The organism is Streptococcus sanguinis (assembly GCF_013343115.1).
In the GTDB taxonomy this organism is placed as follows: domain Bacteria; phylum Bacillota; class Bacilli; order Lactobacillales; family Streptococcaceae; genus Streptococcus; species Streptococcus sanguinis_H.
In genome coordinates, this window is sequence record NZ_CP054570.1 from 271060 (window position 1) to 291855 (window position 20796).

At 41.3% G+C, this 20796-nt stretch carries 15 protein-coding genes and 1 pseudogene; 11 read left to right on the top strand and 5 right to left on the bottom strand.

What is annotated here, in order from left to right:
- Positions 1 to 6: 6 nt before the first annotated feature.
- From FOC72_RS01345 to FOC72_RS01370, 6 genes and pseudogenes are all read left to right on the top strand, one after another.
- Positions 7 to 414 (top strand): annotated as a pseudogene (locus tag FOC72_RS01345) (N-6 DNA methylase); the annotation flags it as partial.
- 294 nt (positions 415 to 708) lie between these two features.
- A complete protein-coding gene (locus FOC72_RS01350) occupies positions 709 to 5229 on the top strand; it encodes a S8 family serine peptidase (protein WP_002893547.1) in 4521 nt (1506 codons plus the stop codon).
- A 314-nt stretch (positions 5230 to 5543) separates the two neighbouring features.
- The gene (locus FOC72_RS01355; RefSeq protein ID WP_002893546.1) at positions 5544 to 6305 is read left to right on the top strand and encodes a hypothetical protein; all 762 of its coding nucleotides are present in this window, start codon (positions 5544 to 5546) and stop codon (positions 6303 to 6305) included.
- Positions 6306 to 6500: 195 nt separating this feature from the next.
- Complete coding sequence (gene glyQ, locus FOC72_RS01360; RefSeq protein ID WP_002893545.1) at positions 6501 to 7418, top strand: glycine--tRNA ligase subunit alpha; 918 nt, start codon at positions 6501 to 6503, stop codon at positions 7416 to 7418.
- 2 nt (positions 7419 to 7420) lie between these two features.
- Positions 7421 to 9460: a glycine--tRNA ligase subunit beta gene (gene glyS / locus FOC72_RS01365; protein WP_002893544.1), complete on the top strand. Its 2040-nt coding sequence runs from the start codon at positions 7421 to 7423 to the stop codon at positions 9458 to 9460.
- Between the two features lie 20 nt (positions 9461 to 9480).
- Positions 9481 to 9738, top strand: coding sequence for a DUF896 family protein (locus FOC72_RS01370; RefSeq protein WP_002893542.1), 258 nt, complete (start codon positions 9481 to 9483; stop codon positions 9736 to 9738).
- Between the two features lie 60 nt (positions 9739 to 9798).
- On the opposite strand, the gene FOC72_RS01375 is transcribed toward FOC72_RS01370, so the two are convergent.
- From FOC72_RS01375 to FOC72_RS01385, 3 genes are read right to left on the bottom strand one after another with little or no spacing between them, the layout of a single operon-like run.
- Entirely contained in the window at positions 9799 to 9975 is a 177-nt protein-coding gene (locus FOC72_RS01375) for a hypothetical protein (protein WP_002893541.1), read from the bottom strand.
- Entirely contained in the window at positions 9972 to 10514 is a 543-nt protein-coding gene (locus FOC72_RS01380; protein ID WP_002893538.1) for a DUF3278 domain-containing protein, read from the bottom strand. Before FOC72_RS01380 ends, FOC72_RS01375 begins: the two co-directional genes overlap by 4 nt.
- A 47-nt stretch (positions 10515 to 10561) precedes the next feature.
- Positions 10562 to 10777 carry a helix-turn-helix transcriptional regulator gene (locus FOC72_RS01385; protein ID WP_002893537.1) on the bottom strand — a complete coding sequence of 72 codons (216 nt, stop codon included), beginning with the start codon at positions 10775 to 10777 and terminating at the stop codon, positions 10562 to 10564.
- Between the two features lie 356 nt (positions 10778 to 11133).
- Between FOC72_RS01385 and FOC72_RS11520 the strand changes: the two genes are divergently transcribed.
- Together FOC72_RS11520 and FOC72_RS01395 are read left to right on the top strand one after the other, a co-directional pair.
- Positions 11134 to 11274, top strand: a complete 141-nt coding sequence (locus FOC72_RS11520) for a hypothetical protein (RefSeq protein ID WP_002893536.1) — start codon at positions 11134 to 11136, stop codon at positions 11272 to 11274.
- A gap of 169 nt (positions 11275 to 11443) precedes the next feature.
- A complete protein-coding gene (locus FOC72_RS01395) occupies positions 11444 to 13252 on the top strand; it encodes a restriction endonuclease FokI C-terminal domain-containing protein (protein ID WP_002893535.1) in 1809 nt (602 codons plus the stop codon).
- Positions 13253 to 13377: 125 nt separating this feature from the next.
- Here FOC72_RS01395 and FOC72_RS01400 read toward each other — a convergent pair whose 3' ends face one another.
- Both FOC72_RS01400 and FOC72_RS11525 read right to left on the bottom strand, forming a co-directional pair.
- Positions 13378 to 15339 (bottom strand): Dam family site-specific DNA-(adenine-N6)-methyltransferase, encoded by a 1962-nt coding sequence (locus tag FOC72_RS01400; protein WP_235787840.1) that lies wholly within the window; start codon positions 15337 to 15339, stop codon positions 13378 to 13380.
- An 805-nt stretch (positions 15340 to 16144) separates the two neighbouring features.
- Positions 16145 to 17020, bottom strand: a complete 876-nt coding sequence (locus FOC72_RS11525; protein WP_235787839.1) for a transposase-like zinc-binding domain-containing protein — start codon at positions 17018 to 17020, stop codon at positions 16145 to 16147.
- 215 nt (positions 17021 to 17235) lie between these two features.
- On the opposite strand from FOC72_RS11525, the gene rsmH reads away from it, so the two are divergent.
- Genes rsmH through pbp2x form a run of 3 tightly spaced genes read left to right on the top strand, consistent with a single transcriptional unit; the run spans position 17236 to position 20795 of the window.
- Positions 17236 to 18186, top strand: a complete 951-nt coding sequence (gene rsmH / locus FOC72_RS01410; protein WP_002893530.1) for a 16S rRNA (cytosine(1402)-N(4))-methyltransferase RsmH — start codon at positions 17236 to 17238, stop codon at positions 18184 to 18186.
- Positions 18187 to 18193: 7 nt separating this feature from the next.
- Entirely contained in the window at positions 18194 to 18517 is a 324-nt protein-coding gene (ftsL, locus tag FOC72_RS01415) for a cell division protein FtsL (protein WP_002893529.1), read from the top strand.
- Positions 18507 to 20795 (top strand): penicillin-binding protein PBP2X, encoded by a 2289-nt coding sequence (pbp2x, locus tag FOC72_RS01420; protein ID WP_002893528.1) that lies wholly within the window; start codon positions 18507 to 18509, stop codon positions 20793 to 20795. The genes ftsL and pbp2x overlap by 11 nt, the downstream gene beginning before the upstream one ends.
- Position 20796: the final 1 nt, after the last annotated feature.

Below are 20796 nucleotides of genomic sequence, written 5' to 3' on the forward strand. Positions count from 1 at the left end.
GACACTCTCTCAGTTAATATCTTCTTTAATACCAGCATTCCGACGACTGTCATCATTCTAAAGAAAGACCGGACTAACCGCGATGTTTTCTTCATTGATGCGTCTAAGGAGTTTGACAAGGGCAAGAACCAGAATATCATGACGGATGCTCATATTGACAAGATTCTGAAAGCCTATAAGGCTAGGGAAGATGTAGATAAGTTTGCCCATCTGGCCAGCTTTGAAGAAATTGTCGAAAATGACTACAATCTTAATATTCCTCGCTACGTAGATACTTTTGAGGAAGAAGAAGTCGAGCCATTGACTGAGATTGTGACTAAGATCAATCATACTAATAAGGAGATTGAAAGTAAAAAAGCTGAACTTATAGACATGCTGGGTCAGCTCAGAGGCACAACGCCTGAAGCTCAGTAGGAACTGGAGAAGTTTTTGGCTGAGTTTGAGAAATAGTATCTTAATAAACATCCCATAACAAACCAATCAAACTGGTGCACTCTGCGCTAGTTCTGATTGGTTTTTCTTATTTCCGAATTTTAAAATGTATTTGTTCTAAATTTCAAATAAATAGAGACTTGAAACTTTATCATATAGCTTTTCTTGGCTAGAACATTCGTCATTATTACGTTTTTGTTACATTTGTTATATGTGTATGAATTGTCAGAAAATTTTTATTATAATATGGTTTATAAATAAAGTAAGGAGACTTCTATGCAAAGACAACGTTTTTCACTCCGTAAATACAAGTTCGGTCTGGCTTCTGTTCTGTTGGGAACTGCTCTGGTTTTTGGTGCGGGACAGGCTCAGGCGGATGAGCAGGCGACAGCTAGTTCGTCAGGGCAAGGTCAGACATCTACTGCTGTGGTATCAGCGACTGAGTCCGCTTCTCAAGCAGCTACACCTGAGAGTCAGCCGGCAAGTTCAGCTACTGTGGAGAAAGCAGCACCAGCTTCTTCTGAATCGGCTACTTCAAGTACAGAGCATGCTAGCCAGCCTTCTACGACAGAGGCTAAGGAAGCATCTGCAGCTCCTGTAGAGAAAGGAGCGACTTCTTCATCAGAAGAGGCTTCTTCAAGTGCTGAGAAGATAACTCAACCATCTGCCACAGAGACCAATCCGACAGCTCCAGCTAGTCCGACAGCAGAGTCTCCGGCAGCCGCAAACTCAGACAAGTCTGCTGCTAATCCTGATGCAGTAGCAGAGTCACCAACTTCTCGGGATGCTAAACCAAGCAGCATCAGTACCAATGAGATTATCAAGGTTCCTCAGACCTGGTCTCAGGGCTATAAAGGTCAAGGCCGGCTGGTAGCGATTATCGACTCAGGTCTGGATGTCCATCATGAGGTTCTGAAGATTTCTGATCCATCAAAGGCCAAGTATCAGACAGAGGCAGCTCTGGAAGAAGCCAAGAAAAAGGCCGGCATTGACTACGGGAAGTGGTACAATAGCAAGGTTGTCTATGCCTATAACTATATTGACGGTGATGACAATATCAAGGAAAAGAACAGTTACTCGCATGGTATGCACGTAACAGGGATTACAGCGGGAAATCCCAACAAGAAAGCGCCTAATAATGAGTATGTCTATGGTGTTGCACCAGAAGCACAAGTTATGTTTATGCGGGTCTTCTCAGACCGTCAACGCACAACAAGCGACGCTATCTATATCAAAGCCATTGATGATGCAGTAGCTTTGGGAGCTGATACCATCAATATGAGTCTAGGTTCAGCAACAGGTTCAACGGTTGATGTCAGCCCTAGTCTGCAGGCGGCTATTGAGCGCGCTCGGGCTAAGGGAGTGAGCGTGATCATTGCGGCGGGTAATGATAACACCTTCGGAAGTGAATACTCTAAACCGCTGGTTGAAAATCCAGACTATGGTCTAGTTGGCAGTCCTTCAACAGCAGAAAGCTCTATCTCAGTCGCCTCTGTCAATAATACTGTCCTGACAGAGGAAGTCATGGAAGTGCGTGGTCTGGAAAAGAACGATAAGCTTTTGAACGGTCATTTCAGCTACTCCATGGGTGAGACAAATGCAACCTTTGAAAAGGGCAAGGAATATGAGTATGTTCATGTTGGTCTTGGCCGTGAAGAGGACTTTGCTGGTAAGGATCTGACAGGTAAGCTGGCTCTTATCCAGCGTGGTTCCTTTACCTTTGCTGAAAAAGTTAGAAATGCTATTAGCCATGGTGCTGTTGGTGCTCTGATCTACAATAATGTCGACGGAGCTAACCTAACGATGAGCCTAGACAGTGAATCTAAAAAGGTTCCGTCAGCCTTTATTAGTAAGGAATATGGAGAGGCTTTGGCAGCTGGTAATTACAAGGTGGTCTTTAATGGTCTTAAGGTCAATCGGCCGCATCCAGGAGCTGGTAGTCTGTCTGACTTCTCTAGTTGGGGTGTAACGACAGATGGCTTGCTCAAGCCAGATGTGACAGCACCAGGTGGCGATATTTACTCTTCGCTTAATGACAATACCTATGGATCTATGAAGGGAACCAGTATGGCTACGCCTCATGTGGCTGGTGTAGCGGCTCTGGTCAAGGAATATCTCCTTCAGCACTATCCAGACCTGACACCTGCCCAGAATGCCGATTTAGTCAAAGCGCTCATTATGTCTACAGCCAAGCTGCACGTCAACAAGGAAACTGGTGTCTACACCTCTCCGCGTCAGCAGGGTGCAGGTATCGTAGATACGGCAGCGGCTATTTCTACGGGCCTCTATGTGACAGGGGATAACCAATATCCTAGTGTTTCCTTGGGCAATGTCCAAGACAGCTTCACTTTTGACGTTACGGTTCATAATATCACAGATAAGGACCGGACGCTGAAGATGATTGTTAATACCAATACGGATGCGGTTAAGGATGGTTACTATACTCTGACACCTCGCAAATTAACCGAAACAGTCTGGCCAGAAGTTACAGTCAAGGCTCACAGCAGCCAGAAAGTGACGGTCAAGGTAAATACTGCTAAGTTTGCGGAAGAGTTGATCAAGCAGATGCCGAACGGCTATTTCTTAGAAGGCTTTGTCCGCTTTGTGGATCCAGCAGATGACGGCGATGTTGTTAGTCTGCCATTTATGGGCTTCCGCGGGCAATTCCAAGATCTGCCAGCTGTAGAAAGACCAATCTATGATCTGGTCCAAGAAGGCAAGTCAGGCTTCTATTACCGAGTGCCAGAGGACAAGAGTATCCTGTCTGATGACAATGTCTCTTCGCTTGTGACGGAATCCAATGACAAGCTCTATTCGACCGGTCGAACAGCTGCTCGCAGCTCAATTGTACTGGGAACTGCAGAAAATGCGGATGGTAAGCATGTGCTGCAGCTGGGAGCGGATGGCAAGATTCGTCTGGCCTTCTCACCTAATGGTGATGGCAATCAGGACAGCATCCAGTATCGGACAGTTCTCTATCGCAATATCAATAATCTGACAGCTAGTGTCTATACGGCAGATGATACGGACTATCGCTTCCCAATCTGGCAGAGCAGCACGATTAGAGAAGGCCGCAAGAACTATTATAGTGGTCAGTCAGACAATCCTAAGTCCTACCTACTAGAAGATACATACTGGGATGGTCGTGATAGCAAGGGTGAGAAGCTGGAAGATGGCCTCTATACCTATGTGGTTCGCTATACGCCAGATGTACCAGGTGCTAAAGAGCAGCAGATTAGCTTTAAGCTGCAGATCGATACGCAGAAACCTTTGATTAGTTCAGGCTTTATCAGTACCAAGGATGGTGCAGAAACCTTTACAGCTCGTAAGTCAAAAGATGTTGGCAACGGCGGTATTTTGAGAGAACAGGTCTTCTATCTGCAAGCAGATGAAAAAGGGAAAGAGACCTATAAAGCAGTGGATGATTTTGGCATTGAGCGTGATTACGAGCGTCGGGTTTACATCTCAGCCAATGCAGATGGCAGCTACACCTTGCCAAAAGGAGTGGACAAGTCTAAGATATTCTATGTGGTAGAGGACTATGCGGGGAACCGTGATGTCATAGCTCTGTCAGAACTAGTCAGTGCTGAAAATGATGGTCGTATCCGTGTTGCTTTGGTTGATGCTAATACACGTCAGGATGTATCGTCAACTTTTGTCTATCGAATCAAGGACAGCAAGGGCAAGTATGTCGAACTGGACAAGGGCAAGAAAATTAATGCTCTGCCGTTTGGACGCTACACAGCTGAGATCTTTACTTATGATAAGGATGAGCTTCGTTTCTACAGCGCTCTGACTCAGGAGTTTGAGCTGACAGCCCAAGATAGCTTTAAGACGATTGAGTTTCTGGTCAAGAAGCTGGTCTTTGCACCGGTCAGCGTTGCCTTTGATCAAGCTGTTCCGAAGAGTACTCAAGTGGTTCTCAAGAATAATAATGGCGATGCTTATACGCTTCCAGCAGAACTGTTTGGCAAGCATGCCTTCGGAAGATCCGTAGCGGCTGGATTCTACTCTGTCTTTGTCAACCTGCCGACTGGCTATGAACTCTGGGAAACTGAGCCGACTGTCGAGGTCAAAGAAGGTAAGAATAACCTGCTCAAGCTGGGAGTTATCGTCAAGTCAGGCTTGCTGGCAGCTGTCAATCAGCAGTCCAGTCTAGTCGGCACTGCTCAATATTACAATGCTTCTGCAGCGAAGCGCACAGCCTACGACCAAGCATATCAGGCCGCCAAAGAAGCTTTGACAAGTAAACTGACCCAAGCGCAAGTTGATGCCGTAAGAGCAAAACTAGAAACAGCATCTACTAATCTAGATGGCAAGGACTCTGATATTGCTGCGGTTAAGGCGGCTGTGGAAGCTTATGCTGCTACCACTAAGACAGGTGTTTATGCCAATGCTAAGGATAAGACTCGCCGCGCTTATGACAAGGCCTTCCAAGCAGTGGCCCTCCTTTTGGTGCAGGACAAGGTGACCCAGGAGCAAATCGATACAGCCCTGGCTCAGCTGACTACAGCAGAGAAGAAGCTGGATGGCAAGGCGACTAACTTTACCAATCTCAAGAAGCTAGTCGATGATGAGGTGCATTACCAAGCCATCAGCAATAAGTTTATCTATGCGACTGATACGGTGAAGTCGGCTTATCTAGAGGCTTATGCACAGGCTAAGGAAGTTTTGGCCAATCCAGGTGCTAGCCAAGAAGATGTCAAAGAAGCCATTGCCAATCTCAGAGCAGCCAAGAGAAAACTTGATGGCAGAAAGCCAAGAGTTGTGAGACCGAAAAAACCTAAACAAGTCTAATTGGTTTTCAAGTCAGTTAGAAATCCCTTAAGTTGAAACTTGAGGGATTTTTCGATAAGTATTTTACATTGGCCCTATTTTCTGCTATAATCTTTTTTAGAAAGAATTCTCATTGTCTACTTTTTAGCGAGTTCGGGATAGTGTGAGCCGGATAGGGAAGCAGTGCAGATGGCGCTTTCAGTTATAATTTCAAAAGTAATGAAGTAATAAATTAGGGTGGAACCGCGTCTTGACGCCCCTAGGTGAAATAGCCTAGGACTGTCGGATGTGGTTCTTTTGTGTACTGAGCCTATTGTTCGAAAGAAAGGAGATTCGTGGAGAACCTTTATCTTGTAAAAGATGAGAACCAATTAGCAGCTTTTCGAGATTTCGTCGCAAAGAATGCCGCAAAGTTGCAGGATTATCTAACATTTTTAAAAGACGAGTTTGCGGTTTATGACTTGCCGCAAGCCATCATTTGGTCCGATTTTGATTCTGCTACGCAGATCATTCGGGAAATTCCTGTACCAGCCTATACAAATGATAGGCGGATGGTTATGAATCCCGAATTGACGGTTTGGAAAGATTTATATCTTCTTCAGTTGGAGAATTACGAGTCCTCTCACCAAACTCAAGCAATAGCAAACCACTATCAGTCTTTGTCTGAAAATTCTCTCTTGCAGATTGTGGGCCATGAGTTAGCTCATTGGTCGGAGCATTTTTTAGATGACTTTGATGGATACGGTGCCTATATCTGGTTTGAAGAAGGGATGGTTGAGTATATTAGCCGCAAGTATTTCTTTACAGATGAGGAATTTCGAGTGGAAAAAGCTTGTAATCAGTCTCTTGTTGAGCTCTTTCAGAAAAAGTACGGTTGGCACTCATTGAATGATTTCGGCACTTCAACTTATCAAGGGAATTATGCTAGTATTTTTTACGAATACTGGCGCAGTTTTTTGACCGTCGACAAGCTAGTAGAAAATCTAGGCAGTGTGCAAGCGGTCTTTGATTCTTATCATCGGTGGGCAAACACGGATAAAACACTTCCCTTGTTGGATTGGTTCATACAGCAGAAAATAATAGACAAAGAGATATAAACAAAAGGAGTAAAAAATGTCTAAGAAGTTAACCTTTCACCTCGCCAAAGTCAATTGCGAACCTAAAGGTTCGATTGACTAACGACAACCGCTATGAGGCGGTTTGTCTAGGCGATGTACTAGCTTTTCAAAAGGGAAATAATCGTTCCCTTTTGAACGCTTCGCAAGAATCTCAAGAAACAAAAGGAGTAACTAATGTCTAAGAAACTTACCTTTCAGGAAATAATTTTGACTTTACAGCAGTTCTGGAATGATCAGGGTTGTATGCTCATGCAGGCTTATGATAATGAGAAGGGGGCGGGAACGATGAGTCCCTATACCTTCCTGCGGGCTATTGGGCCAGAGCCTTGGAACGCGGCCTATGTCGAGCCGTCTCGTCGTCCGGCAGATGGGCGCTATGGGGAAAATCCCAACCGTCTTTACCAGCACCACCAATTTCAGGTGGTTATGAAGCCATCTCCAAGTAATATCCAAGAACTTTACTTGCAGTCTTTGGAGCTCTTGGGTATCAATCCGCTGGAGCACGACATCCGCTTTGTCGAGGATAACTGGGAAAATCCGTCAACTGGTTCAGCTGGTCTGGGCTGGGAAGTCTGGCTGGATGGTATGGAAATTACACAATTCACTTATTTCCAGCAGGTCGGAGGTCTGCCTACTCAACCAGTGACAGCTGAGGTGACTTATGGTCTGGAGCGTCTGGCTTCTTATATCCAAGAAGTGGACTCAGTCTACGACATTGAGTGGGCTGATGGCGTTAAGTACGGCGAAATTTTCACTCATCCTGAGTATGAGCATTCTAAGTACAGTTTTGAGGTCAGCGACCAAGACTTGCTCTTGGGGAATTTTGAGAAGTTTGAAGCGGAAGCCAAGCGCTGTCTGGACGAGCATCTGGTGCACCCAGCCTATGACTATGTTCTCAAATGCTCGCATACCTTTAACCTCTTGGATGCGCGTGGCGCTGTATCTGTGACAGAGCGGGCTGGTTATATTGCCCGTATTCGTAATCTGGCGCGTGTTGTGGCTAAGACCTTTGTGGCTGAGCGCAAGCGTCTGGGCTATCCGCTTTTGGATGCAGAGACTCGCGAGAAACTCTTGGCAGAGGAGGGAGAATAATCATGGTAAAAAATTTATTAGTTGAATTAGGCTTGGAGGAAATGCCAGCCTATGTCGTAACTCCGAGCATGAAGCAGCTGCGCGACAAGATGGGAGCCTTTCTGACAGACCATCGTCTGACCTTTGAGAAAATTGAAATGTTCTCCACGCCTCGTCGTCTGGCGGTGCGCGTGGTTGGCTTGGCGGATAAGCAGTCTGATCTGACAGAAGATTTCAAAGGTCCTTCTAAGAAAATTGCTCTGGACGCAGATGGCAACTTTACCAAGGCTGCCGAAGGCTTTGTCCGTGGCAAGGGCTTGACGGTTGAGGACATTACTTTCCGTGAAATCAAGGGTGAGGAATACGTCTATGTGACCAAGGAAGAAATCGGCCGCCCAGTAGAGGAAATCATCCCAGCAGTAACGGAAGTTCTGCAAGCTTTGACCTTCCCTGTCAGCATGCACTGGGCCAACAACACCTTTGAATACATCCGCCCAGTTCACACCTTGACTGTGCTCCTAGATGAGCAGGCCTTTGATTTGGATTTCTTGGATATCAAGAGCGGCCGTACTAGCCGAGGACACCGTTTCTTGGGGCAAGAAACGGAGATTGCTTCAGCGGATTCCTATGAAGATGACTTGCGGGCTCAGTTTGTCATTACCAGTCCTCTTGAACGGGGTGATATGATTGTCGAGCAGATTCGAGCACTGGAAGAGGAGCACGGAGTTTCTATCGAAATTGACGAAGACTTGCTCAATGAAGTGTTGAATCTGGTAGAATATCCAACTGCTTTCTTAGGTAATTTTGATTCTAAATACTTAGAGGTTCCAGAAGAAGTCTTAGTAACTTCCATGAAAGAGCACCAGCGTTACTTTGTTGTGCGTGATAGTGAAGGTAAGCTTTTGCCACACTTTATCTCTGTCCGTAACGGAAATGCAGAGCATCTAGAAAATGTCATCAAGGGAAATGAAAAAGTCTTGGTGGCTCGTCTGGAAGATGGGGAATTCTTCTGGAGAGAAGACCAGAAGCTGGCTATTGCCGACTTGGTTGAAAAGCTGAGCAATGTGACCTTTCACGAAAAGATTGGCTCTCTGGCAGAGCACATGGAGCGGACTGGCAAGATTGCTGCTCTCTTGGCGCAAGAAGCAGGATTGGATGCTGATGAGACGGCTGACTTGGCCCGTGCAGCGGCTATTTATAAGTTTGACCTGCTGACTGGCATGGTTGGTGAGTTTGATGAGCTGCAAGGTATCATGGGTGAGAAGTATGCTCTTCTGGCTGGTGAGAATGCTGCGGTGGCAGCTGCCATTCGGGAGCACTATATGCCGACTTCAGCAGATGGGGAATTGCCTGACACCAAGGTCGGAGCAGTCTTGGCTCTGGCTGATAAGCTGGATACTATTCTGTCCTTCTTCTCAGTTGGGCTGATTCCAAGTGGTTCTAATGACCCGTATGCATTGCGCCGTGCGACTCAGGGTGTCGTGCGTATTTTGGATAAGTTTGGCTGGAACATTGACTTGGCTCAGCTTCTTGGTCGACTTTACGAACTCAAGTTTGATAGTCTAAGCTATGACAATCAAGAGGCGGTGCTGGACTTCTTCCGTGCCCGCGTTGAGAAAATGATGGATCGGAGCATCCCAAAAGACATCGTGACGGCTGTTCTTCAAAGCACTAACTTTGTCGTACGCGATTTAGTAGAAACAGCTGCGCTCCTAGCAGAAAAAGCTCAGGAAGACAACTTCAAGTCAGCAGTCGAAAGCCTGTCTCGTGTCTTCAATCTAGCTGAGAAAGCCCAAGGGCAGACAGCTGTCAATCCAGCTCTCTTTGAAAATCAAGAGGAAAAAGACTTGGCAGCTGCCATTGAAGCAGTGGAGCTGACATCTGACTTAGCTACCAATCTGGACCAACTCTTTGCGCTTAGTCCAATTATTGATGCTTTCTTTGACCATACCATGGTCATGGCTGAAGATGAGACTGTGCGTAACAATCGCCTAGCTCTCCTGACGTCTTTGACGGCTAAAGCGGGACAGCTGGCGCAGTTTAATCAGATTAATACCAAATAAAAGGTAAGAGAGGTAGAATCATGGATCCTAAAAAAATTGAACGTATCAATGAACTGGCTAAAAAGAATAAAACAGTTGGTCTGACTGGTGAAGAAAAGGTAGAGCAGGCCAAGCTTCGTGAAGAGTATATCGAAGGCTATCGTCGTTCTGTTCGCCATCACATCGAAGGCATCAAGATTGTTGATGAGGATGGCAATGATGTGACACCTGAGAAGTTGCGTCAAGTTCAGCGCGAGAAAGGTCTTCATGGCCGAAGTCTGGATGACCCAGAGTCTTAAGTAGATATAAATAAAAAATCCCTCGCTAGGAAGCTAGAAAGTTCCTGTCGAGGGATTCTTTTATTCTTGTTTACGTTTTTTCAAAATGCGGAGGGCTACATAGATGCAGCTAAAGATGATTGCTACATCCAGCCAGAAAATCCAAGGCTCCGTGATACGGAAAAAGAAATAAGCAGCGATGGCAATAATGAGGGATAGAATCCCTAAATCCATTTTTTCTTTGAGATTAAGTCTCATAGGTCTTCTTCCTCCTTTTTTTGTGCTTGACGAATCTTTCCTTTGGCAATGAAATGCATAATCAGTCCAAATCCAAGACCAGCAGCTAATCCGGTTATAATAAGTTTGGGCTGAAGCAAAACTTGTAGGATATCTTTCTTTTCCATGACAGCTATCATGATGCCGAAGAGAGGGTAAAAGAGCAGCCAATAGGAGAAGCCTGCTTTGAGGCCAGCATGTTTCATGGCCCTTTTTTCCTTGGCATCCTGAAGTCCTAGCTCTAGGTCATCAATTCCTTTGCGTCGTGCTTGAATGACTATATAGACACAGAAGCCGAGGATAAGGATTTCCAGCAGGATAGGATAGGCAACAGCGATAATGTTGGGCCAGCGAAAGGCTAGGGGAAAGGCGATGGCATTGCCAAAAATCAGAATAAAGAAAAGCCAAATAAAGCCTATATTTCCTAAGTGCTCAGCCTGTTGGCGCTTTTGCTCGTCCAAAGGTCCAGTAATGCCGTAAAATCTTTTAATCATCTTGTCTGAGAATGTTTCTTTTTTCATTTTTTAGTCCTTTCTTTAGGTATGAAATTTGCTGCAGGAAAAAACTCTTAGTCATTTGAATCTTCATCTGTCAGCTGGGGTTCCCAAAAGAGGGCGTTGAGGTCAGTATCCAGCGCTCTAGCCAGATTGATACAGAGCTCGAGGGTGGGGTTGTATTTGTTGTTTTCAATCATATTGATAGTTTGCCGCGATACCCCGATAGACTTTGCCAACTCTAGCTGAGACATCTTTTTTTCTTTTCGAAATTCTTTGACACGATTCATTACACCCTTCCTTTCTAATTCTATAACTGATAACTTTCAGTAAGTTTGTCAGTTATATTTGACTTTTATTTTATGCTAGTATAATACTTTTTGGAAAAAGTGTCAAGTATATCTGACAAAAAATTTTAAAAAGGATTTCATCCGCTTACTTTTTTAATATTATCCAGTTAGAGAGGGATAAAAGCTGAATCGGCGAACACCTCTGTATTTCGACAATAAAACAGCCACTGATAGAAGATTTTGCTAAAAATGGCTGTTTTTCCTTATTTTATCGTTCAGAATGAGAGTTTAAAAAAGAATTGAATTATTAACTAAAAAGATAATTATGGTATAATAGGTACATTAGGAGGTTCACTATGGTTGAATTTACTCTTGAACCTTTTTCTAACAACACTTTTAAATTACTTAAATCATTGAAAGAAAACCAAGTTGAAGTAAAAGTCATTTATTATATACCGCTCTCTCAACAAGAGATTGCAAACATTAACAAAATGTAAAACTGAAAACGAATAGACTTCTGCGTGATTTGATTGAAGGCGGCTTTGTCTGCCCTTATCAAAATAAACGTGGAAAATATGAAATCACTGAAAAAGTGCATAAGGTATTGCGTCTGATTCAGAAGAAAAATATATAGAAAAATAAAGAAATAAAAATTTAGGAGGAAATATGACAATAAGCATTAATGAATACAGTGATTTGAATAACTTAGCGTTTGGTTTAGGGCAAGATGTTAGTCAGGATTTAAAAGAGTTAGTAAAAGTTGCTTCAATTTTTATGCCTGATTCAAAAATTCATAAATGGTTGATAGATACGAGATTAGAAGAAGTAGTTACAGATTTAAATCTTCGATATGAATTAAAATCTGTAATTACTAATACGCCTATTTCAGTTACTTGGAAACAACTTACTGGAACAAGAACGAAGAGAGAAGCTAATAGTTTAGTTCAAGCAGTATTTCCAGGACAATGTTCAAGGCTTGCAATTGTAGATTGGGCTGCTAAAAATTATGTGAGTGTAGCAGTTGCTTTTGGACTATTGAAATTCCATCGGGCAGATAAAACTTTCACGATTTCAGAGATAGGAATTCAAGCAGTAAAGTTATATGATTCTGAAGAATTGGCAGAACTGGACAAATTTTTATATGAAAGGCTACTTGAGTATCCGTATGCAGCGTGGTTGATAAGATTATTAGGGAATCAACCCTCTAAACAGTTTTCAAAATTTGATTTAGGAGAACATTTTGGGTTTATAGATGAACTTGGATTTGAAACAGCCCCTGTCGAAATATTTTTAAATGGACTAGCCCAGGCTGAGATTGATGGCGATAAAACAGCAGCTCAAAAAATCAAATCAAACTTCGAAAGTACCTCTGATAAGTATATGAGATGGCTAGCTGGTGTTTTGGTTACTGCAGGATTGGCAACTTCCACTACTAAAAAAGTTACCCATACATACAAAAACCGTAAATTTGAACTTACTCTTGGTACAGTGTATCAGATCACAGCTAAAGGATTAACTGCCTTAAAGGAGGTTAACGGAAAATCAAGATATCCTCGAAGTAGGAAAAGAGTGATGTGGGAATTCTTAGCAACAAAGGATAAAGAAGCAATCGCTAAAAAAACATCACGATCTCTAATGTTAAAACACCTTACTGAAAAGAAAAATCCAATTCAAGCAGAGGTGATTGCTACTTTAATTAACACAGATTATCCAACTCTTGAAATAACACCTGAAGAAGTGATAGATGACTGTATTGGGCTTAATAGAATTGGTATTGAAATTCTGATTGATGGAGATAAGCTAACGTTAAATGATAAATTGTTTGATTTTGAAATTCCTGTGCAGAAAGATGTGGTATTAGAAAAAAGTGATATTGAAAAATTTAAGAATCAATTGCGTACGGAACTAACCAATATTGACCATTCTTATCTTAAAGGAATTGATATAGCTAGTAAAAAGAAAACCAGTAATGTTGAAAATACGGAATTTGAAGCAATATCAACCAAGATTTTTACGGATGAGTTGGGTTTTTCAGGCAAACATCTAGGAGGAAGCAACAAACCAGATGGACTCCTGTGGGATGATGATTGTGCAATTATTCTTGATTCAAAAGCTTACTCAGAAGGCTTTCCACTCACTGCCTCCCACACAGATGCTATGGGAAGATATTTGAGGCAATTTACAGAGCGAAAAGAAGAAATAAAGCCAACGTGGTGGGATATTGCTCCAGAACATTTAGACAATACATATTTCGCTTACGTTTCTGGGAGTTTTTCGGGTAATTATAAGGAACAGTTACAAAAATTTAGGCAAGATACAAACCATTTAGGTGGGGCACTAGAGTTTGTTAAATTGTTATTACTAGCAAATAATTATAAAACTCAAAAAATGAGTAAAAAAGAAGTTAAGAAAAGTATTCTTGATTATAATATTTCATATGAAGAATATGCTCCATTACTTGCAGAAATAGAGTAAGAGAAGTTATCGGGATATGGATTGTTTAAATAATAAAAGATGATTTTCGTTTTGAAAAGCATCTTTTTTCATCTTGCTTGAAGTTATTATGTATTGAGGTTGGTATGGGATAGTATGTAGTTCTTCTATTTTGTATTAAGCAGATTAAATGTTTTAGTTTCATAATTAGTTATTAGAACTTCTTGACTACCTTTGCTTTTTGAATTATGAGACGAATTGTTATAATTATGATCAAGATAATTGACATTTAGATTTCTTGAATAAGCCCAATCTTTTAACAATTGATTTGTTTTACCTTTGTGTTCAGTTACATTACTGAGAGCAAATCGAATACCATGTTGATTTAGATAATCCATAAAATTTAGTAACTTCATTTCAGAAGTATTATTCCAATCTGAAAATCCTCGTTTTCCATCATTATAACTTCCAGTTGTAATTAAATATGGAGGATCAAGATAAATAAAATCATTAGATGTCAAATTCGAAAAATCAAATTCATTAAAATAGTTATCTGTGAACGTGGCATCTAATGTTTGAAGCTTAGTAACAAAATTTAATAAATTATTTCTCATGTTTTCACTAAAGTGACTACGATTTCTACCAAAAGGATTATTGAATTCCATAGAGTTATTGAATCTAAATTGGTAATTGTAACTAAATGAGGATAGAACATATAAATCTAAAGGATTAGGATTTGTATTATAATGTTTCCTGAAAGCTAAAAATGCATCTTCATTAGTTTTACTCAATCCCCACTCATCAATCTTTTCTTCGATTTGTTGAACTAATTTGACAGGTGGTTGAGTTTGAAAATATCGAAACATTTCGTTGATACGAGTATTCATATCATTAAAAATATATTTCTTAGCTTTAACATTTATGCCTACATTAGCGCCTCCACTAAATATATCTACGAACGTATTAATGTTCTTAGGAAAAAGGGGAAGTATTTGATTTAATAGTTTATATTTTCCTCCAATGTAATTAAGTGGACTTTTAATATATTTTTTTGTTGAACTGACTCTGACGTTATTTAGAGGTTTGTTCAGAGTTTTATTTTTAGAAAATGGCTTTCTTTGGATATAAAATAATAATTCATAAATTTCTTTGTTCTTAGAAACATTCTTTGATTGATACTTTCGATATGGAATTTTTTTAATATCAACTATGCCATCAACAGAAAATTCTTTCAAAATATTAGTCAAATCCTCTTCGGAGATAATACCTTCATTATTGTAACTCAAAATTATATGAGTTGAATTTATATTTTGAATTAAATCTCTCATTGCTACCAGAGCCTTGCCTTTTGTAGCGTAATCACTTTTAAGGTTTTTCCAATCGAAAATTTTTGTAATACCTTTTAAAGTTGGGTGTTCATTTCTAGCGACATTTTCCAGTAAATGATAATTAGAGGCATATTGTCTTGAATTATAAGGGGTATCAATATAGACAATATCTGCCTTTATTTTTTGAACTAGTTCATTCGCATCTTCATTGAATGCTTTGTTTTGTTTTGAGTTATCAAATATAGTAAAATCTTGTAATTCTAAATCATTTAAAGATCTTTTATCCCAGTGTTTTAGGAAAGCGCCATAAGTTCCTGTAGTGTTGCTAATAAATGGCAATGCTTCTATGAGAGAAGAGAGTAGATAATAATATTCGTGTTCTGTTAATAAATTTTGATTCTTCCAACTCTCAATTTGACTACGAATTATATCCAGTTTTTTTGCATTATGTACTGAAAGGTAATTTGCCTCTCCAGTGGGCGAATAAGCAACTTCGTAGTATCCTATCGTTTCATCGTTGACTTCTAAATTTTGTAAATAAGTCATAGGAGAACTGATACCTGCCTGAATAAGTTTAGAAAATGATGGTTTTGAATTATTTTCAATTGTAGCTTTAGCATTGACATAGCTAAAAAATAACATGTCGTTCGAATAGACTGTGTAAAATTGTTTAAAATAATTTGCAACTACATTTGTACCAGCAAATAAATCTAAGAACACTTCCTCAGAGCCATCAGTATGTTTATCTACCATTTTTTTAATTTCAGGTAGAAGTAATTTTTTTGAACCAATATATCTCATTTTTACATCCTTTATCATCCTTATTTTATCATAATAGAAGGAAAAATCCAACTATGAATATATATTTTTCTGCCTTGATAGTTTAAATTACGCATGTTGGCCCACTCCAACACCTGTACATTCTCCTCATCGATCAATGAAACTCTTTCCTCTACCAATTCCTGATAGAGAATATCTTGAATATTCTTCTGATTTAAAATTATTGAGACTAGCGACCACCTCGCTAGTTTTCTATATCGGAGGATATGACATTCTTTGGCAATGGCATATAGTCTCGTTTTAGGAAGTTCAAGGACCTATTCACGTTTGTTAAAGGAAAGAACACCATCTTCCTCGTTAAATTTGAAATAAGAGCTGTCAACAGCATCTCTTGCCTTCTCGGTTTCTTCCTTCAAAACTTCCATGTAATGGGAACTTGGTTTTGGTAATACTAATTCTTTTTGCCTTACTTCAGATGAAGTAAGGTTTTTCTTTGTCTTTAAAATCTAAATAAAGATAGATTCTGCATCTTTTTGAGAAGTGGGATAATCCCATGTTCTGTTCTCCAGTTACGAATATAGGTGAAAAAACCAATATAGTCTTGTAGATACTTAGTGGATACATTTCTCATATCACGGTAGATATACTTCTTAATCTCTTTATGGAGTCCATTTACTCAACCAAGGGATAAGCCATTCTGGTATTTTAGTTCGGTGAAGGTATCAAATAGCATTTCTCCCCTATTGGTAATATGATCACTAATCCCTTCATAGTAGAGATGTTCCAACACTTTCTTATTTGCCTTCTTTTCAAATTCTTCTGTAGTCTAAATCACGTAACCATGATCCCCAATCATTTTAATATAGTTAGAAGGGCGAACATAGTGAGGTGTATTTCTCAATTTACAATAATCCTCATAAATACTATTCGCATCACTACAGAGATAAGAAATATTATCAAAGTGTTCATCAAACAAATCAAAGAAAAGTTCAGGTGATACCTTGCCTAAACTCGCTACTTTACAAACACAATAACCTCTACTATCAACAGCTGTGATGACAGTGGCGAACTCTGAACCCATCACGCCATACTGGGAAGGTTGCCTGCCATAACGTGGTTTTCTGTAGGTGTTCTTACTGATAGTGGAAACTAACTGCCGACTTCCCTTTTGACTTTCTCTAATAAAGGTCTCATCTACTTGGACAACACCTGTTAATGGAGGCATTGGCATTTCAGCCAGGGCATGAATTAACTTCATTCTCCAAAACCACACAGTTTTATAATCAATCCCATCGCATCCATAATCATTCACCAAGACATTCATCATATCGTGAATAGGATAGTGGTTTATCACTATTTCTAACACTTTAACCCAAATATCCCAATGCCAACGTGTCTTCTTTAAAATAGTGTCTGTAAAATGATTGAACCGTTTATGACAATCCTTGCATTTGAACTGTTGAATGTTATGACGCTTTCCATTTTTGACCACAGCATCAGAGACGCAAGAAGGACAAGATTTATTAACTTCTAACCTTTCTAAACGTTGCTCAAAATTAGATACAACAAGCTGATTGAGTGTGCTGGAGAAATCACTGTTTTGCTTTTGATAATAGTGTTCCACCACGTTTTTAAATTGTGTATAAGGCAGTGTCTCCACATAATTGAGGACATCTTCTAAACTGAGTTGTTTTCTAGCCATTTTGTTCCCCTTTAAATCTTTTGGTTCAATTGAATACACCTTTATTATGTCGTAAAATAAAGCAAATTCACGACGAGAAACAGATAGATTAAAAAAATGCTAGTAAGTAAAGTTGAAATTAAGGTATTTGTAACCATCACACCATTATTGGATAATATATTACTTTTTCTTTTAAATTTTTTTTTTGCTTTTGAATGTGATATAATAAGTAAGATATGACAAACGAATTTCATCACATTACGGTTCTTCTTCATGAAACGGTTGACCAGCTGGCTGTTAAGCCTGACGGCATCTATGTCGATGCGACCCTTGGAGGTGCTGGTCACAGCGAATATCTTTTGAGTCAGCTCGGGGATGAGGGGCATCTCTATGCCTTTGATCAGGACCAGATGGCTATTGACAATGCTAAAAAGCGTTTGGCTCCTTATGTAGAGCGGGGGATGGTAACCTTTATCAAGGACAATTTCCGCCACCTCAAGAGTCGTTTGCAAGAAGCCGGTGTGGAAGAAATTGATGGGATTTGTTATGACTTAGGCGTTTCCAGCCCTCAGCTGGATCAGCGTGAGCGTGGTTTTTCCTATAAACAGGATGCGCCTTTGGATATGCGCATGAACCGCGAGGCAGCCTTGACAGCTTTTGAGGTTGTCAATCATTATAGCTATCAGGATTTAGTACGAATCTTTTTTAAATACGGCGAAGACAAATTTTCTAAGCAGATTGCTCGCAAGATTGAGCAGGCTAGAAGTGTCAAGCCTATTGAAACAACGACAGAACTGGCTGAAATTATCAAGTCGGCTAAGCCAGCTAAAGAGCTGAAGAAGAAAGGTCATCCAGCCAAGCAGATTTTTCAGGCCATTCGGATTGAGGTCAATGATGAACTGGGAGCGGCGGATGAGTCTATTCAGCAAGCTATTGATCTGCTGGCGGTGGACGGTCGGATTGCGGTCATTACCTTTCATTCCCTGGAAGACCGTCTGACCAAGCAGCTTTTCAAGGAGGCGTCAACAGTGGATGTTCCAAAGGGCCTGCCCTTCATCCCAGATGAACTGCAGCCTAAGCTAGAGCTTGTCAGCCGCAAACCAATTTTACCAAGCAAAGAAGAATTAGAAAGTAATAATCGGGCTCATTCCGCCAAGCTGCGCGTGGCCCGTAAGATACACAAGTGAGGAAGAAATGTCAGAAAAAAGACCAAACCCGCTTCAAGATCAGATGAGAAAATTTTCCCGAGTTGAGAAGGCCTTTTACGGCTCCATCGTTTTGACTGCCATTATTTTAGCGGTCAGCATCGTCTTTATGCAGACCAAACTATTGCAGGTAGATCGGGATTTGACGGAAGTCAATACGCAGATCGAAGCGGAGCAGACAGAGCTGGCCGATATCAAGCAGGAAGTCAATGAACTGACCCGCTATGAAAGACTGTCTCAGTTAGCCAGCTCTCAGGATATGAAACTCCAGAAGGGAAATCGTAAAACAGTGAGTTCAACGGATGAAGAATAAAATTTTTGAAAAAATTAAAAAATACGCCCTGAAAAATAGGCAAACCCCTGAATACAATCGGCGGCAAGTGGGAAAGAGCATGAGTATCTTAGCTATCTTTCTCTTTTTCGTTTTCTTGATTAATTTTGCCATTATTATCGGGACGGACCAGAAGTTCGGTGTTAATCTATCAAAGGGAGCGGAAGTTGTCCATCAAAAGACGGTTACAGTCGCTGCCCGGCGGGGAACAATTTATGACCGAAATGGGGTTCCCATTGCTGAGGATGCCACGACTTATAATGTCTATGCCATTATTGACAAGAGCTACAAGTCAGCTACCGGCAAGATTCTCTATGTAGAAGAATCCCAGTACGATAAGGTGGCAGAGATTTTCAATCAATACCTAGAGTTGGATAAGGACTACGTCAAAACCCAGCTGTCGCAGAAAAATCTCAAGCAAGTTTCCTTCGGGGCACAGGGCAATGGCATTACCTACAGTAATATGAATGCCATGCGGGAAGCCTTTGAAGCGGCTGGTATTGAAGGAATTGATTTCACCACCAGTCCTAACCGCAGTTATAATAACGGTGTGTTTGCCTCCCAGTTTATCGGTCTTGCCCAGCTGCAGGAGGATAAGGAAGGCAATAAGACGCTGAAAGGGACTTCTGGCATGGAGCAGGCTCTGGATAGGATTCTTGCTGGTCAGAATGGGATTGTGACCTACGAAAAAGACCGAAACGGTAATGTTGTTCCTGGATCAGAAAAGGTCTCTGTACAGGCAGAGGATGGCAAGGACGTCTATACAACGCTGTCGGCTGATTTGCAAACCTACCTAGAAACGCGGATGAACGCCTTTCAAGAAAAAGTCAAAGGTAAGTTTGTCAATGCAACCTTGGTCAGTGCCAAGACTGGTGAAATCCTAGCTACCTCTCAACGGCCGACCTATAATGCCGATACCAAGGAAGGCTTGAATGAGAAAAATCTGGGCAATTGGAATACCATGCTCTATCAAGGTCAGTATGAGCCTGGATCTACCATGAAGGTCATGACTTTGGCTTCAGCTATTGATAATGGTAGCTTTAATCCTAACGATACCTATGACAGTAGAGAGTACAAGGTCATGGATGCGACCATTCGGGACTGGAACGTCAACATGGGGATTTCAGAAGGGGAAACTCTGACCTTTGCCCAAGGATTTACCTATTCCAGTAACGTTGGTATGACTATTTTAGAACAGAAGATGGGCAATGACAAGTGGCTGGACTACTTGAGTAAGTTTAAGTTTGGTCTGCCGACCCGATTTGGGATGGGCAATGAAACCTATGGCTCTTTGCCAGGTGATAACTATGTTACGATTGCCATGAGCTCCTTCGGTCAAGGGATTGGTGTGACCCAGGTGCAGATGCTGCGTGCCTTCTCATCTATTGCCAATGACGGCGTCATGGTAGAACCTAAGTTTATCAATGCTATCCATGATCCTAAAACCAATACAGCTCGTAAGACTGCGACGGAAATTATCGGAAATCCTGTCTCAGAAAAAGCAGCTCAAACCACTCGGGATTATATGGTTCAGGTCGGAACAGACCCCTACCACGGAACCCTGAATGTCGGTGGAGAACCCGTCATTCAAGTGGCTGGTCAGAATGTCGCTGTCAAATCAGGGACCGCTCAAATCGCTTCTGAAAATGGTTATCTAGAGGGTGAGAACGACTATATCTATTCAGTTGTTGCCATGACACCGGCAGAAAATCCTGAATTTATCATGTATGTGACAGTTCAGCAGCCCGAGGAAAAATTCCAGCCAATATTCTGGCAGGAAGTGGTCAATCCGGTCTTGGAAGAAGCTGTCGCTCTCAAAGACAGTCTTAATCTGACGACAGAGACAACTCCAGCTCTTGAAACAGTCACTGAAGAAACCAGTTATAAAATGCCATCACTGGAAGATCTGACCAAGCAACTAGGGCTAAAACATCAAATCAGTCCTGGCGGATTGGCAGATGAATTGCGCCGCAACCTCGTCCAACCAATTGTACTAGGAACAGGTGGCAAGATTAAAAAAGTATCTGTCAAAGAGGGCAAAAATCTCAAGGCCAACCAGCAGGTTTTGATCTTGTCAGATGATTTAGACAGTCTGCCTGATATGTACGGCTGGACCAAGGCCAATGTCGAACGTTTTGCGAAGTGGCAGGACATTGAAGTCACTTTCAAAGGAGAGGGCTCCAAGGTCGTCAAGCAGAGCGAAAAGACCAATACTTCGCTGAAAAATCTCAAGAAAATAACAATTACAATGGGAGACTAAT

Bases quoted from the DNA above. Each gene is read 5' to 3' on its own strand.
- FOC72_RS01385 (WP_002893537.1), bottom strand. From the start codon at position 10,777: ATGAATCGTGTCAAAGAATTTCGAAAAGAAAAAAAGATGTCTCAGCTA.
- glyQ (WP_002893545.1), top strand. From the start codon at position 6,501: ATGTCTAAGAAACTTACCTTTCAGGAAATAATTTTGACTTTACAGCAG.
- FOC72_RS01375 (WP_002893541.1), bottom strand. From the start codon at position 9,975: ATGAGACTTAATCTCAAAGAAAAAATGGATTTAGGGATTCTATCCCTC.
- FOC72_RS01370 (WP_002893542.1), top strand. From the start codon at position 9,481: ATGGATCCTAAAAAAATTGAACGTATCAATGAACTGGCTAAAAAGAAT.
- FOC72_RS11520 (WP_002893536.1), top strand. From the start codon at position 11,134: ATGGTTGAATTTACTCTTGAACCTTTTTCTAACAACACTTTTAAATTA.
- rsmH (WP_002893530.1), top strand. From the start codon at position 17,236: ATGACAAACGAATTTCATCACATTACGGTTCTTCTTCATGAAACGGTT.
- FOC72_RS01400 (WP_235787840.1), bottom strand. From the start codon at position 15,339: ATGAGATATATTGGTTCAAAAAAATTACTTCTACCTGAAATTAAAAAA.
- pbp2x (WP_002893528.1), top strand. From the start codon at position 18,507: ATGAAGAATAAAATTTTTGAAAAAATTAAAAAATACGCCCTGAAAAAT.
- glyS (WP_002893544.1), top strand. From the start codon at position 7,421: ATGGTAAAAAATTTATTAGTTGAATTAGGCTTGGAGGAAATGCCAGCC.
- FOC72_RS01395 (WP_002893535.1), top strand. From the start codon at position 11,444: ATGACAATAAGCATTAATGAATACAGTGATTTGAATAACTTAGCGTTT.
- FOC72_RS01380 (WP_002893538.1), bottom strand. From the start codon at position 10,514: ATGAAAAAAGAAACATTCTCAGACAAGATGATTAAAAGATTTTACGGC.
- FOC72_RS01350 (WP_002893547.1), top strand. From the start codon at position 709: ATGCAAAGACAACGTTTTTCACTCCGTAAATACAAGTTCGGTCTGGCT.
- FOC72_RS11525 (WP_235787839.1), bottom strand. From the start codon at position 17,020: ATGGCTAGAAAACAACTCAGTTTAGAAGATGTCCTCAATTATGTGGAG.
- ftsL (WP_002893529.1), top strand. From the start codon at position 18,194: ATGTCAGAAAAAAGACCAAACCCGCTTCAAGATCAGATGAGAAAATTT.